This is a genomic window from Pantoea sp. UBA4549 (assembly GCF_002387285.1).
Taxonomy (GTDB): domain Bacteria; phylum Pseudomonadota; class Gammaproteobacteria; order Enterobacterales; family Enterobacteriaceae; genus Pantoea; species Pantoea borealis.
In genome coordinates, this window is sequence record NZ_DGLH01000013.1 from 239,210 (window position 1) to 253,164 (window position 13,955).

Here is a 13,955-nt window from a genome sequence, read left to right on the forward strand (position 1 = left end):
CTCTGGCTGAAAATGGTATAGTCGCTCGCGTTTTACGGCACGACATTGTTTCGATGTCATCCGGCTTACGAGCCGGCCTTTGCCGCAGGCGCAATGTATTCAGAAAACACAGCATTTCTGATGAAAGGAATTATTACGCGTTATGTCGTCCAACAATCACAATACAATCGATGACGGGTCGTACTGCACACCACGTCACGTGGCCATCATTATGGATGGTAATGGTCGCTGGGCAAAAAATCAGGGCAAACTGCGTATTTCAGGCCACAAAGCCGGGGTAAAATCGGTTCGCCGTGCCGTCAGCTTTGCGGTCAGCCACAAGCTGGAAGCGTTAACGCTCTATGCGTTCAGCAGTGAAAACTGGAGCCGACCGCCGCAGGAAGTGACGGCGTTGATGGAATTATTTATCTGGGCTCTCGACAGTGAAGTAAAGAGCCTGCATAAACATAATGTGCGTCTGCGCATTATTGGTGATATCAGTCGTTTTTCTGGTCGTATTCAGGAACGCATTCGCCGCGCCGAGGAACTGACTCAACAAAATAATGGACTGACCCTCAACATTGCTGCCAACTATGGTGGCCGTTGGGATATTATCCAGGGTGCCAGGAAACTGGCCGAACAGGTTCAGGAAGGGCTACTGCGTCCTGACCAGATAACCGAAGAAAGCCTTGCTCCCTACCTCTGTATGCAGGAGCTGGCGCCGGTGGATTTAGTGATAAGGACCGGGGGAGAGCATCGAATCAGCAACTTCCTGCTGTGGCAGATAGCCTATGCTGAGTTCTGGTTTACCGATGTTCTTTGGCCTGATTTTGATGAACATGTTTTTGAAGGTGCACTGAATGCATTCTCTCTGCGGGAGCGACGCTATGGCGGCGCTGCACCAGGCGGCGCCTGAGCTACCTGGGGGTAACCTTTGCTGAAGTCTCGTCTGATCACCGCGTTTATTTTGATTCCGCTGGTGATCGCTGCGCTATTCTGGTTACCGCTGTCTGGTTTCGCGATTACCACGATTGCTATCTGCATGCTTGCCGCCTGGGAGTGGGGGCAGCTGGCTGGCATGGCTACCCGTCAGCAGCGCGTCTGGCTGGCACTGCTCTGTGGCCTGCTGCTGGCAGCGATGCTGTTTACCTTACCGTCCTATTCACACGATGCGCACCAGCCTCAGCTGGAAAGCTCGCTCTGGGCTGCACTTGGCTGGTGGATCGTTGCGCTATTCCTGGTGCTGTTCTATCCCGCCTCTGCCGCGCTATGGCGTGGCTCGCGCCCGCTACGTCTGCTATTTGGTGTGCTGACCATTGTGCCGTTTTTCTGGGGCATGATCGCCCTGCGCCAGTATCACTACGACACCGATCACTTTGCCGGCGCCTGGTGGCTCCTGTTCGTTATGCTGCTGGTCTGGGGCGCGGACTCGGGTGCCTATATGTTTGGTCGTCTGTTCGGCAAAAACAAGCTGGCACCTAAAGTCTCACCGGGTAAAACCTGGGAAGGTTTCTTTGGCGGACTGCTCTCCTCGGCTATCATCGCCTGGCTGTTTGCGCTGCTGGCTCCGCTGACGGTGGTGCCGGGTACGCTGATTGCCTGTGCCGTTGTTGCCACGCTTGCCTCCGTACTGGGCGATCTCACAGAAAGCATGTTCAAGCGTGAAGCGGGCATCAAAGACAGTGGAAATCTTATCCCCGGCCACGGCGGTATCCTCGATCGTATCGATAGCCTGACAGCAGCCGTGCCGGTGTTTGCCTGCCTGCTGCTGCTGGTGTTTCATACCCTCTAGGAGCAGCAACTATGTTAAGCATTCTCTGGAGTTTTGCTGCTTTTATCGTCGCACTGGGCGTGCTGATCACCGTGCATGAGTTTGGCCACTTCTGGGTGGCGCGGCGCTGTGGCATCTATGTTGAGCGCTTTTCTATCGGTTTCGGTAAAGCCCTCTGGCGACGTACTGACCGGCAGGGGACAGAGTATGTGATTGCGCTGATCCCGCTTGGCGGCTACGTCAAAATGCTGGATGAGCGTGTAGAGAGCGTTCCCGCTGAGCGCCGTCACGAAGCGTTTAACAACAAAACTGTGCTGCAGCGTGCAGCTGTCATCGCCGCAGGTCCGGTTGCCAATTTCCTCTTCGCTATTTTCGCTTACTGGCTGGTCTTTATGCACGGCGTGCCCGGCGTACGGCCGGTGGTTGGCGAAATTGTGAGCGGCTCCGTTGCGGCGGAAGCGCAAATTCAGTCTGGCATGGAACTTAACGCAGTTGACGGTATCGAAACGCCTGACTGGGATGCTGTGCGCATGGCCCTGATTGGGAAAATCGGCGATGAGAGTACCACGCTGACAGTGTCTCAGTTTGGCGAAAGCGTCACGCAGCAGAAGCGGGTTGATCTGCGCGACTGGCAGTTTGAGCCAGATAAGCAGGATCCGGTGGTGGCGCTCGGCATTCGCCCACGCGGGCCGCAGATTGAAACCACGCTGGCAGAAATACAGGCTAATTCACCCGCCAGCGCTGCCGGTTTGCAAGCGGGCGACAGGATCGTTAAAGTCGATGGTCAGCCGTTAACGCAGTGGCAGGCTTTTGCCAGCCTGGTGCGGGATAATCCGGATAAACCGCTGCAGCTTGAGGTTGAGCGAAAGGGTGAACAGCAGCGTCTGACGCTGACGCCAGCCGCGAAGCCGGGCAAGCCTGAGGAGGGGTTCGCAGGCGTTATTCCGCGCGTGCAGCCGCTGTCTGACGCGTATAAAACGGTGAAACAGTATGGACCGGTGGCCGCTATCGGTGAGGCAGGGGTCAAAACCTGGCAGCTGATGAAGCTTACGGTGTCAATGCTGGGTAAGTTGATTACAGGTGATGTAAAGCTGAATAACCTGAGCGGCCCGATTTCGATTGCGCAGGGTGCGGGTTTATCAGCGGAGTACGGGGTGATTTACTATCTGATGTTCCTGGCGCTGATTAGCGTCAATCTGGGCATCATCAACCTGTTTCCATTACCGGTTTTAGATGGTGGGCATCTGCTTTTTCTGGCGATCGAAAAGATCAAAGGGGGACCGGTGTCTGAGCGAGTTCAGGACTTCAGTTATCGCATCGGCTCAATTTTGCTGGTGCTGTTAATGGGACTTGCACTTTTCAATGATTTCTCTCGCCTGTAACGTCCGGGACGGAAACAGGTGCGGGATGTGTTAGGAAAACGCATAACAACGATGGCGATGAAAAAGTTGCTCATAGCGTCGCTGCTGTTTAGCAGCGCCACCGTTTACGGTGCAGACGATTTCGTGGTGAACGACATTCATTTCGAAGGTCTCCAGCGAGTCGCCGTCGGCGCGGCTCTGCTTAGCATGCCGGTACGCGTCGGTGATACGGTGAATGATGATGATATCAGAAACACTATTCGCTCACTGTTTGCCACCGGCAATTTTGAAGATGTGCAGGTTTTACGTGACGGAACGACCCTGATTGTTCAGGTGAAAGAGCGTCCGACTATTGCCAGCATCACCTTCTCCGGTAACAAGGCGGTGAAAGAGGATCAGCTGAAGCAGAACCTCGAAGCGTCAGGCATTCGCGTAGGTGAAGCGCTGGATCGTACCACGCTCTCTTCAATCGAGAAGGGACTGGAAGATTTTTACTACAGCGTGGGTAAATATACCGCCAGCGTAAAAGCGATTGCGACACCGCTGCCGCGTAACCGTGTCGATCTGAAATTTGTTTTCCAGGAAGGGGTCTCTGCCAAAATTCAGCAGATCAACATCGTGGGCAACAAAGCGTTCAGCTCTGATGAACTGATCTCCCGCTTCCAGCTGCGTGATGAAGTGCCGTGGTGGAACGTGGTCGGCGATCGCAAGTATCAGAAGCAGAAACTGGCCGGCGACCTTGAGACGCTGCGCAGCTTCTATCTGGATCGCGGTTATGCGCGCTTTAACATCGACTCTACACAGGTCAGCCTGACGCCGGATAAAAAAGGCATCTACATCACCGTCAACATCAACGAAGGCGACCAGTATAAAATTGCTGGCGTGATCGTGAACGGCAGCATGGCGGGCCACTCAGCAGAAATTGAACATCTGACCAAAATCCCGAACGGTGAGCTTTACAACGGCACCAAAGTGACGCAGATGGAAGATGATATCAAAAAGCTGCTGGGTCGCTATGGCTATGCCTATCCGCGCGTCATGACGCAGCCGGAAATCAACGACGCTGACAAAACCGTTAAGCTACATATCAACGTTGATGCCGGTAATCGTTATTACGTGCGTAAAGTCCGTTTTGAAGGCAATGACACTTCAAAAGATGCCGTACTGCGCCGTGAAATGCGTCAGATGGAAGGCGCATGGCTGGGCAGCGATCTGGTTGACCAGGGTAAAGAGCGTCTGAACCGCACCGGTTATTTCGAAACCGTCGATGTGGATACGCAGCGCGTATCGGGCGTACCGGATCAGGTTGATGTGGTCTACAAAGTTAAAGAGCGCAACACCGGTACCTTTAACTTTGGTGTGGGCTACGGTACTGAAAGCGGCGTCAGCTTCCAGGTGGGTGTTACCCAGGACAACTGGCTCGGCACCGGTAACACCGTTGGCATCAGCGGTACCAAAAACGATTATCAGACCTATGCTGAGTTCTCACTGACCGATCCGTACTTCACGGTTGACGGCGTGAGTCTGGGCGGTCGCCTGTTCTACAACGACTTTAAAGCGGACGATGCCGATCTGTCAGACTACACCAACAAGAGTTACGGTGTTGATGGCACGCTGGGCTTCCCGGTTAACGAGAACAACACGCTGCGCGTCGGCTTAGGCTACGTGCATAACGATCTGTCGAATATGCGCCCACAGGTAGCAATGTGGCGTTACCTCGATTCGGTCGGGCGTCCTCAGGGACTCAATAATAAAGGCGATTTCTCTGCGGATGATTTTACCTTTAACTATGGCTGGACCTACAATACGCTGGATCGCGGCTTCTTCCCGACGCGCGGTAACCGCACCAACCTGAACGGTAAGGTGACGATTCCAGGTTCAGACAACGCGTTCTATAAAGCCACGCTGGATACCCAGCAGTATGTGCCGCTGAACCGTGATGGCACCTGGGTAGTACTGGGTCGCGGCCGCGTGGGCTATGGTGACGGCATCGGGGATAAAGAGATGCCGTTCTATGAGAACTTCTATGCCGGCGGCTCCAGCACGGTACGTGGTTTCCGTTCCAATACCATTGGTCCGAAAGCTGCTTATCTTAACGATCGCTCCTCCTCATGTAATCTGACCGATCCAAACGGGATCTGTAAGTCAGATGATGCGGTGGGGGGTAACGCGATGGCGATTGCCAGCCTTGAGCTGATCACGCCGACGCCGTTCCTGAGTGAGAAGTACGCTAACTCTGTGCGCACCTCACTGTTTGTGGACGCCGGTACCGTCTGGGATACCAACTGGCAGAACACGGCGGCAACACGTGCTGCAGATATTCCGGACTACAGCGATCCTAACAACATTCGCGTCTCTGCAGGCCTGGCGCTGCAGTGGATGTCACCACTGGGCCCGCTGGTCTTCTCCTATGCCCAGCCGGTGAAGAAAGTCGAGGGAGACAAAGCAGAGCAGTTCCAGTTTAACATCGGTAAAACCTGGTAATGCTCTGAGCAGGGAAGCGGAAGCGAAGTACGGCATGGCTTAGCGCAGTAAGCGCTAAGCAAGCCAAACACTGTGTCGCAGACACAAACGTTGATGGTAAGGAGTTTATAGTGAAAAAGTTGTTGTGTGCCGCAGGTCTGGGTCTTGCTTTAGCGGTTTCCGCTGGCGTTCAGGCTGCTGACAAAATTGCAGTGGTAAACGTGTCCAGCATTTTCCAGCAGTTACCGCAACGTGCGACCGTTGCTAAACAGCTTGAGAATGAGTTCAAAGGCCGCGCAACTGAGCTGCAGGGCCAGGAGCGCGATCTGCAGACCAAAATGCAGAGACTGCAGCGTGATGCTTCTACCATGAAGGCGAGCGAGCGTAGCCGCATGGAAAAAGACATCATGTCACAGCGCGAAGCGTTCTCCAGCAAAGCCCAGTCTTTCGAGCAGGATAACCGTCGTCGCCAGATGGAAGAGCGTAACAAATTGCTGAGCCGCATTCAGGATGCCGTGAAGAAAGTGGCGGACAGCGATGGTTACGATGTCGTGATTGATGCTAACGCCGTAGCGTATGCCGCTAATGCGAAAGACATTACTGCTGACGTGCTGAAACAGGTTAAATAATTGATGTCATCAATTCGACTGGCTGATTTAGCCCAGCAGTTGGATGCAGAATTGCACGGAGATGGCGATATCGTCATCTCCGGCATTGCTTCTATGCAATCCGCCACCCCTGGTCAAATCACTTTTCTTGCCAACAGCCGCTACCGCGAGCAGCTCGCCAGCGTTCAGGCGTCAGCCGTGGTGCTGACGGAAGCGGATCTGGAATGGTGCAATACTGCCGCCCTGGTAGTGAAAAACCCTTATCTTACCTATGCCCGCATGGCACAACTGCTGGACACCACGCCGCAGCCCGCGCAGAATATCGCGCCCAGCGCGGTGATCGATCCTTCCGCCTCGCTGGGACAGAATGTTTCGGTAGGCGCGAACGCGGTTATTGAGTCTGGCGTTGAGCTGGGTGATAACGTCGTGATTGGCGCTGGCTGCTTTGTCGGGAAAAAGAGCCGGATTGGCAGCGGCACGCGTCTCTGGGCCAACGTGACGATTTATCATGAGATTCAGATCGGTCAGGATTGTCTGATTCAGTCAGGCACTGTCATTGGCGCGGATGGTTTCGGGTATGCTAACGATCGTGGTAACTGGGTAAAAATCCCTCAGCTTGGTACGGTTATCATCGGTGACCGGACAGAGATTGGTGCCTGCACTACCATCGATCGCGGTGCGCTGGATAACACTCTGATCGGCAATGGTGTTATCATAGACAACCAGTGTCAGATTGCCCACAACGTTGTAATTGGCGACAATACAGCCGTTGCGGGTGGTGTGATCATGGCCGGTAGCCTGAAGATTGGACGTTACTGTATGATTGGCGGCGCCAGCGTCATTAACGGCCATATGGAGATCTGCGACAAAGTAACCGTAACCGGTATGGGCATGGTAATGCGTCCCATCACAGAACCGGGCGTTTACTCCTCAGGGATCCCACTGCAACCGAACAAAGCCTGGCGTAAAACGGCAGCGCTGGTGATGAATATCGATGACATAAGCAAACGCCTGAAAGCCATCGAACGCAAAGTTGATAAAAACAGCTAAGCACATCCGCGCGACCCGCTTTCATAACAATGCAGCCTGCCTGCTTTTGCCCTTCAGTTTTGCAGAGGGCGGCAGGTAGCGCAGGGAAGCGTACGCCACCGAACTGATTTGCGGCCTGCGAAAGATCATTTTGATCGGTGCAGGCCGTGTTATTGTTGCCATCAGATTTTTTAGGACAGGAAGAGTATTTTGACTACTGAAACGCATACTCTGAAAATCGAAGAGATTTTAGAACTGCTGCCGCACCGCTATCCGTTTTTGCTGGTGGATCGCGTGCTGGATTTTGAAGAGCACAAATATCTGCGTGCGGTAAAGAACGTTTCTGTTAATGAACCGTTTTTCCAGGGGCATTTCCCTGGTAAACCGATTTTCCCAGGCGTTCTGATTTTAGAAGCGATGGCGCAGGCAACCGGTATTCTGGCGTTTAAAAGCGTCGGCAAGCTGGAACCTGGCGAGCTCTACTATTTCGCCGGTATCGATGAAGCCCGCTTCAAGCGTCCGGTAGTACCAGGCGACCAGATGATCATGGAAGTCACCTTCGAAAAAACCCGTCGTGGTCTGACACGTTTTAAAGGCGTTGCTACAGTGGATGGTAAAATTGTCTGTGAAGCGACCATGATGTGTGCCCGTAGCCGGGAGGCATAATTAGTGATTGATTCAACCGCCACCATCCATCCGACCGCCATCGTTGAAGAGGGTGCTGTACTGGGTGCAAATGTTCATATCGGCCCATTCTGTATCGTGGGTGCTGATGTGGAAATTGGCGCTGGTACGGTGCTGAAATCACATGTTGTGGTTAATGGCCATACGCGTATCGGCGAAGAGAACCAGATCTATCAGTTTGTCTCTATTGGAGAGGTAAACCAGGATCTGAAATATGCGGGTGAGCCTACCCGCACCGAAATTGGCGATCGCAACCGGATCCGCGAGAGCGTGACCATTCATCGCGGCACCACGCAGGGTGGCGGACTGACTAAAGTTGGCAGCGACAACCTGCTGATGGTGAATGCGCACATTGCACACGACTGCGTAATTGGCAGCCGCTGTATTCTGGCGAACAACGTGACGCTGGGCGGCCATGTTACCGTTGATGATTTTGCGATCATCGGCGGCGTGACGGCTGTGCATCAGTGGTGCACTATCGGCGCTCACGTTATGGTTGGCGGTTGTTCCGGCGTGGCGCAGGATATACCGCCATACATTATTGCGCAGGGCAACCACGCCACGCCGTTTGGCGTCAATATTGAAGGTCTCAAGCGTCGGGGCTTCAGCAAAGAGGCGCTGCATGCCATTCGCAACGCTTACAAGCTGCTCTATCGCAGCGGTAAAACGCTGGATGAGGTAAAGCCTGAAATTGAGGCGCTGGCGCAGCAGCACAGCGAAGTCCAGCCGTTCTTTGATTTCTTCGCCCGTTCAACCCGTGGATTGATTCGTTAATTCATGTCAGTGCGTCCCTTAACGATTGCCCTGGTCGCCGGAGAAACCTCCGGCGATATTCTTGGTGCCGGTCTGATCCGCGCGCTCAAAGCGCGTCATCCTGATGCACGCTTTGTTGGCGTGGCGGGCCCGCTGATGCAGGCAGAAGGCTGCGAAGCCTGGTATGAGATGGAAGAGCTGGCGGTCATGGGCATTGTCGAAGTGCTGGGCCGTCTGCGGCGCCTGCTGACCATCCGCAAAGACCTGACGCAGCGCTTCACCGCGCTTCGTCCTGACGTGTTTGTGGGCATTGATGCGCCGGACTTTAACATCACGCTGGAAGGCAACCTGAAGCGTGCCGGTATTCGTACCGTGCACTACGTCAGCCCTTCCGTCTGGGCATGGCGTCAGAAACGTGTCTTTAAGATTGGCCGCAACACCGATATGGTGCTGGCGTTTCTGCCATTCGAGAAAGCATTCTACGATCGCTTTAACGTGCCGTGCCGTTTTATCGGCCATACCATGGCCGATGCGATGCCGCTTCAGCCTGACAAGCAGGCGGCACGTCGCGAGCTGGGTATTGCAGACGACGCGATCTGCCTGGGTTTACTGCCCGGCAGCCGTGGAGCAGAAGTTGAGATGCTGAGCGCTGATTTTCTGCGTGCGGCGCAGCTGCTGCGTCAGCGCTACCCGGCGCTGGAAATTGTGGTTCCGCTGGTTAACGCAAAGCGGCGGGCACAGTTTGAACAGATTAAAGCAGAGGTTGCGCCTGAGCTGCCCATACACCTGCTGGATGGCAAAGGGCGTCAGGCGATGATCGCCAGCGATGCGGCTATTCTGGCGTCCGGCACGGCGGCGCTGGAGTGTATGCTGGCAAAGTGCCCGATGGTCGTGGGGTATCGTATGAAACCCTTCACGTTCTGGCTGGCAAAGCGCCTGGTTAAAACACCTTATGTCTCGCTGCCTAATCTGCTGGCGGGTCGTGAGCTGGTTAAAGAGCTGCTGCAGGATGAGTGCCAGCCGCAGACGCTGGCCGCCGCGCTGGAGCCGCTGCTGCATGCCGGTGCCGAGCGCAATGCGCTGCTGGAAACCTTTACTCAGCTGCATCAGCAGATCCGCTGGAACGCCGATGAGCAGGCGGCGGATGCGGTACTGGAGATCGCCCATGGCTGAATTTATCTATCCTGATGCGCAGCGTATTGCGGGCGTGGACGAAGTAGGACGCGGTCCGCTGGTCGGTGCCGTGGTAACGGCGGCGGTGATCCTCGATCCTGCGAACCCGATTGCCGGCCTGGCCGATTCAAAAAAGCTGTCGGAAAAACGCCGTCTGGCGCTGTATGATGAAATTACCGAAAAGGCGCTGGCGTGGAGCCTTGGCCGCGCTGAGCCAGAAGAGATCGACCAGCTTAATATTCTGCATGCCACCCTGCTGGCGATGCAGCGCGCAGTAGCAGGACTGCACCTGACGCCCGATTTTGTGCTGATTGATGGCAACCGCTGTCCGGCACTGGCGATGCCCGCGCAGGCGGTGATCAAAGGTGACAGTCTGGTGCAGGAAATCAGCGCCGCATCGATCATTGCCAAAGTGACGCGCGATCGCGAAATGGCTGAGCTCGATCACCTCTTTCCGCAATATGGCTTTGCGCAGCACAAAGGTTATCCTACCGCGCTGCATATGGCGAAACTCAAACAGTTTGGTGCCACGCCGCATCATCGTCGCAGTTTTGCGCCGGTGCGCAACGCGTTGCTGGATGCTGAACTGCAGGCCTCAGTACAACCTGCGCCGCTTTATTAAGCCTGACGCTGTTTTAACCGGAAACCGATATGGCTGAACCTCGTTTTATACATCTGCGCGTGCACAGCGACTACTCCATGGTCGATGGCCTGGCGAAAACCGGCCCGCTGGTGAAAAAAGCCGCGGCGCTGGGTATGCCGGCCATTGCGATCACGGACTACACCAACCTTTGCGGGCTGGTACGCTTTTATGGCAGCGCCCACGGTGCCGGCGTTAAACCGATTATCGGCGCTGATTTTCAGGTCGCCAGCGAGCTGATGGGCGATGAGCTTACGCAGCTTACGCTGCTGGCGGCGAATAACACCGGCTATCAGAATCTGACGCTGCTGATTTCGCGCGCCTATCAGCGCGGCTACGGCATTGCCGGTCCTATCCTCGATCGCGACTGGCTGATTGAGCTGGGCGAAGGGCTGATTGTACTGTCAGGCGGACGACGCGGCGATGTCGGGCGCAGCCTGCTGCGCGGCAACAACGCGCTGGTGGCGCAGTGTCTGAGCTTTTACCAGCAGCACTTTCCCGACCGTTACTATCTTGAACTGCTCCGCACCGGACGTGCCGATGAGGAGAGCTATCTGCATGCGGCCGTTGAGCTGGCGATAGCGGAAGGGATACCGGTGGTCGCAACCAATGAAGTCTGCTTCATCAATGAAGAGGACTTCGATGCGCATGAAATCCGCGTAGCGATCCACGACGGCTATACGCTGGACGATCCGAAACGCCCGCGCCACTACAGTCCTCAGCAATATATGCGCAGTGAAGAGGAGATGTGCGAGCTGTTTTCGGACATCCCGGAGGCGCTGGAAAACAGCGTAGAGATTGCTAAGCGCTGTAACGTTACCGTCCGCCTCGGCGAATATTTTCTGCCGCAGTTCCCGACCGGTGAGATGACCACCGAAGAGTTTCTGGTGGTGAAATCACGCGAAGGACTTGAAGAGCGCCTCGCGTTTCTTTTTCCGGATGCGGCGCTGCGTGCGCAGAAGCGTCCGGCGTATGATGAGCGTCTGGAGATTGAGCTTAACGTTATCAACCAGATGGGCTTCCCGGGCTACTTCCTGATCGTGATGGAGTTTATCCAGTGGTCAAAGGATAACGGGATCCCGGTCGGGCCGGGGCGCGGTTCCGGTGCCGGCTCGCTGGTGGCCTACGCGCTGAAGATCACCGATCTCGATCCGCTGGAATTTGACCTGCTGTTTGAACGCTTCCTGAATCCGGAACGTGTCTCTATGCCTGACTTTGACGTCGACTTCTGCATGGAGAAGCGCGATCAGGTGATCGATCACGTCGCCGAGATGTATGGCCGGGAAGCGGTTTCGCAGATCATCACCTTCGGGACCATGGCGGCGAAAGCGGTGATCCGGGATGTGGGGCGCGTGCTGGGCCATCCCTATGGCTTTGTCGATCGCATCTCCAAGCTGGTGCCGCCCGATCCGGGCATGACGCTGGAAAAAGCGTTTCAGGCTGAGCCGCAGCTGCCTGAGATCTATGATGCTGATGAAGAGGTCAGGGCGCTGATCGACATGGCGCGCAAGCTGGAAGGTGTCACACGAAACGCCGGTAAGCACGCCGGCGGCGTGGTTATTGCGCCGACTAAAATCACCGATTTTGCCCCGCTTTACTGCGACGAAAACGGGCAGTTCCCTGTCACCCAGTTTGATAAAAATGATGTGGAGTATGCCGGGCTGGTGAAGTTTGACTTCCTCGGCCTGCGTACGCTGACCATCATCGACTGGGCGCTGAAGATGATCAACCCGCGCCGTGAAAAGCAGGGGCTGCCGCCGATCGACATTGCGGCGATTCCGCTGGATGACAAAAAAAGCTTCGATATGCTGCAGCGCTCAGAGACGACGGCGGTATTCCAGCTTGAATCGCGCGGCATGAAAGATCTGATCAAGCGCCTGAAGCCTGACTGCTTTGAAGATATGATCGCCCTGGTGGCGCTGTTTCGTCCCGGCCCGCTGCAGTCCGGCATGGTGGATAACTTCATTGACCGTAAGCATGGCCGTGAAGAGCTCTCCTATCCCGACATCCAGTGGCAGCATGAGAGTCTGAAGCCGGTACTGGAGCCTACTTACGGCATCATTCTCTACCAGGAACAGGTGATGCAGATCGCCCAGGTGCTGGCGGGGTATACGCTCGGCGGCGCCGACATGCTGCGTCGTGCGATGGGTAAAAAGAAACCAGAAGAGATGGCGAAGCAGCGCTCAGTGTTTAAAGATGGCGCTGAGAGCATGGGCATCAACGGCGAACTGTCGATGAAAATCTTCGACCTGGTAGAGAAGTTCGCCGGCTACGGCTTCAACAAATCACACTCCGCAGCCTATGCGCTGGTCTCCTACCAGACGCTGTGGCTGAAAGCGCACTATCCGGCTGAGTTTATGGCTGCGGTGATGACCGCCGATATGGATAACACCGAGAAAGTGGTCGGGCTGGTGGATGAGTGCTGGCGCATGGGGCTGAAAGTATTGCCGCCTGATATCAATGCCGGCCTCTATCCGTTCCACGTCAACGACGAAGGTGAAATTGTCTACGGCATTGGCGCGATTAAAGGCGTCGGTGAAGGCCCGATCGAAGCGATTCTGGAAGCGCGTAATCAGGGCGGCTATTTTAAAGAGCTGTTCGATCTCTGCGCCCGTACCGATACGCGCAAAATCAATCGCCGGGTGATGGAAAAGCTCATCATGTCCGGCGCGTTTGACCGGCTCGGGCCCCATCGCGCGGCGCTGATGAGCGCCCTGGGCGATGCCCTGAAAGCCGCTGACCAGCATGCGAAAGCAGAAGCGATTGGGCAGGCGGATATGTTTGGCGTGCTGGCGGAAGAGCCGGAGCAGGTTGAGAAATCGTATGCGTCAATTACGCCGTGGCCAGAGCAGGTGCAGCTGGATGGCGAACGTGAAACGCTGGGGCTCTATCTCACCGGGCACCCGATTAATCAGTATCTGAAAGAGATCGAGCGCTACGTCGGCGGGATGCGGCTGAAAGATATGCATCCGACTGAACGTGGCAAGGTGACCATCGCTGCGGGGCTGGTGATTGCCGCCCGTGTCATGGTGACCAAGCGCGGCAACCGAATTGGTATCTGTACTCTGGACGATCGTTCCGGTCGTCTGGAGGTCATGCTATTTACCGATGCGTTAGATAAGTACCAGCAGCTGCTGGAGAAAGACCGTATCCTGATCGTCAGCGGACAGGTCAGCTTTGATGACTTCAGCGGCGGGCTTAAAATGACCGCTAGGGAAGTGATGGATATTGATGAAGCGCGGGAAAAATATGCGCGCGGACTTGCTATCTCGCTGACGGACAGGCAAATTGATGACCAGCTTTTAAACCGTCTCCGCCAGTCTCTGGAACCTCATCGTTCCGGGACCATTCCGGTACATCTCTATTATCAGAGAGCAGATGCGCGGGCGAAGCTGCGCTTTGGTGCAGCGTGGCGTATTTCGCCCAGCGATCGTTTACTCAACGATTTGCGGTCGTTAGTAGGATCGGAGCAGGTGGAACTGGAGTTTGACTAA

At 55.4% G+C, this 13,955-nt stretch carries 11 protein-coding genes; all 11 read left to right on the forward strand.

Features of this window, described 5'->3' with window-relative positions; all coding sequences use genetic code 11:
• Nucleotides 1–142 precede the first annotated feature (142 nt).
• The 11 genes from ispU to dnaE all read left to right on the forward strand — a co-directional run bounded on the left by ispU (nucleotide 143) and on the right by dnaE (nucleotide 13,955).
• Nucleotides 143–895 carry a (2E,6E)-farnesyl-diphosphate-specific ditrans,polycis-undecaprenyl-diphosphate synthase gene (ispU, locus tag B3041_RS13510; protein ID WP_065650086.1) on the forward strand — a complete coding sequence of 251 codons (753 nt, stop codon included), beginning with the start codon at nucleotides 143–145 and terminating at the stop codon, nucleotides 893–895.
• Nucleotides 896–913: 18 nt separating this feature from the next.
• Complete coding sequence (gene cdsA, locus B3041_RS13515; protein ID WP_292975590.1) at nucleotides 914–1,771, forward strand: phosphatidate cytidylyltransferase; 858 nt, start codon at nucleotides 914–916, stop codon at nucleotides 1,769–1,771.
• Between the two features lie 11 nt (nucleotides 1,772–1,782).
• Nucleotides 1,783–3,132 carry a sigma E protease regulator RseP gene (rseP, locus tag B3041_RS13520; protein WP_292975593.1) on the forward strand — a complete coding sequence of 450 codons (1,350 nt, stop codon included), beginning with the start codon at nucleotides 1,783–1,785 and terminating at the stop codon, nucleotides 3,130–3,132.
• 51 nt (nucleotides 3,133–3,183) lie between these two features.
• On the forward strand, nucleotides 3,184–5,595 hold the full coding sequence (gene bamA / locus B3041_RS13525) for an outer membrane protein assembly factor BamA (protein WP_065650083.1): 2,412 nt from the start codon (nucleotides 3,184–3,186) through the stop codon (nucleotides 5,593–5,595).
• Nucleotides 5,596–5,705: 110 nt separating this feature from the next.
• Nucleotides 5,706–6,203 carry a molecular chaperone Skp gene (gene skp, locus B3041_RS13530; protein WP_065650082.1) on the forward strand — a complete coding sequence of 166 codons (498 nt, stop codon included), beginning with the start codon at nucleotides 5,706–5,708 and terminating at the stop codon, nucleotides 6,201–6,203.
• A 3-nt stretch (nucleotides 6,204–6,206) separates the two neighbouring features.
• Nucleotides 6,207–7,232 carry a UDP-3-O-(3-hydroxymyristoyl)glucosamine N-acyltransferase gene (lpxD, locus tag B3041_RS13535; RefSeq protein ID WP_039382740.1) on the forward strand — a complete coding sequence of 342 codons (1,026 nt, stop codon included), beginning with the start codon at nucleotides 6,207–6,209 and terminating at the stop codon, nucleotides 7,230–7,232.
• Between the two features lie 189 nt (nucleotides 7,233–7,421).
• Nucleotides 7,422–7,877 (forward strand): 3-hydroxyacyl-ACP dehydratase FabZ, encoded by a 456-nt coding sequence (fabZ, locus tag B3041_RS13540; RefSeq protein WP_007893924.1) that lies wholly within the window; start codon nucleotides 7,422–7,424, stop codon nucleotides 7,875–7,877.
• Between the two features lie 3 nt (nucleotides 7,878–7,880).
• Entirely contained in the window at nucleotides 7,881–8,669 is a 789-nt protein-coding gene (gene lpxA / locus B3041_RS13545; protein WP_039382744.1) for an acyl-ACP--UDP-N-acetylglucosamine O-acyltransferase, read from the forward strand.
• A 3-nt stretch (nucleotides 8,670–8,672) separates the two neighbouring features.
• Nucleotides 8,673–9,821, forward strand: coding sequence for a lipid-A-disaccharide synthase (lpxB, locus tag B3041_RS13550; RefSeq protein WP_292975622.1), 1,149 nt, complete (start codon nucleotides 8,673–8,675; stop codon nucleotides 9,819–9,821).
• Entirely contained in the window at nucleotides 9,814–10,443 is a 630-nt protein-coding gene (gene rnhB / locus B3041_RS13555) for a ribonuclease HII (RefSeq protein ID WP_065650080.1), read from the forward strand. Before lpxB ends, rnhB begins: the two co-directional genes overlap by 8 nt.
• A gap of 29 nt (nucleotides 10,444–10,472) precedes the next feature.
• The gene (gene dnaE, locus B3041_RS13560; protein WP_065650079.1) at nucleotides 10,473–13,955 is read left to right on the forward strand and encodes a DNA polymerase III subunit alpha; all 3,483 of its coding nucleotides are present in this window, start codon (nucleotides 10,473–10,475) and stop codon (nucleotides 13,953–13,955) included.

Excerpts from the sequence above, each read along its gene's own strand:
- ispU (WP_065650086.1), top strand. The coding sequence starts at position 143 with ATGTCGTCCAACAATCACAATACAATCGATGACGGGTCGTACTGCACA.
- rseP (WP_292975593.1), top strand. The coding sequence starts at position 1,783 with ATGTTAAGCATTCTCTGGAGTTTTGCTGCTTTTATCGTCGCACTGGGC.
- bamA (WP_065650083.1), top strand. The coding sequence starts at position 3,184 with ATGGCGATGAAAAAGTTGCTCATAGCGTCGCTGCTGTTTAGCAGCGCC.
- lpxD (WP_039382740.1), top strand. The coding sequence starts at position 6,207 with ATGTCATCAATTCGACTGGCTGATTTAGCCCAGCAGTTGGATGCAGAA.
- lpxB (WP_292975622.1), top strand. The coding sequence starts at position 8,673 with ATGTCAGTGCGTCCCTTAACGATTGCCCTGGTCGCCGGAGAAACCTCC.
- rnhB (WP_065650080.1), top strand. The coding sequence starts at position 9,814 with ATGGCTGAATTTATCTATCCTGATGCGCAGCGTATTGCGGGCGTGGAC.
- dnaE (WP_065650079.1), top strand. The coding sequence starts at position 10,473 with ATGGCTGAACCTCGTTTTATACATCTGCGCGTGCACAGCGACTACTCC.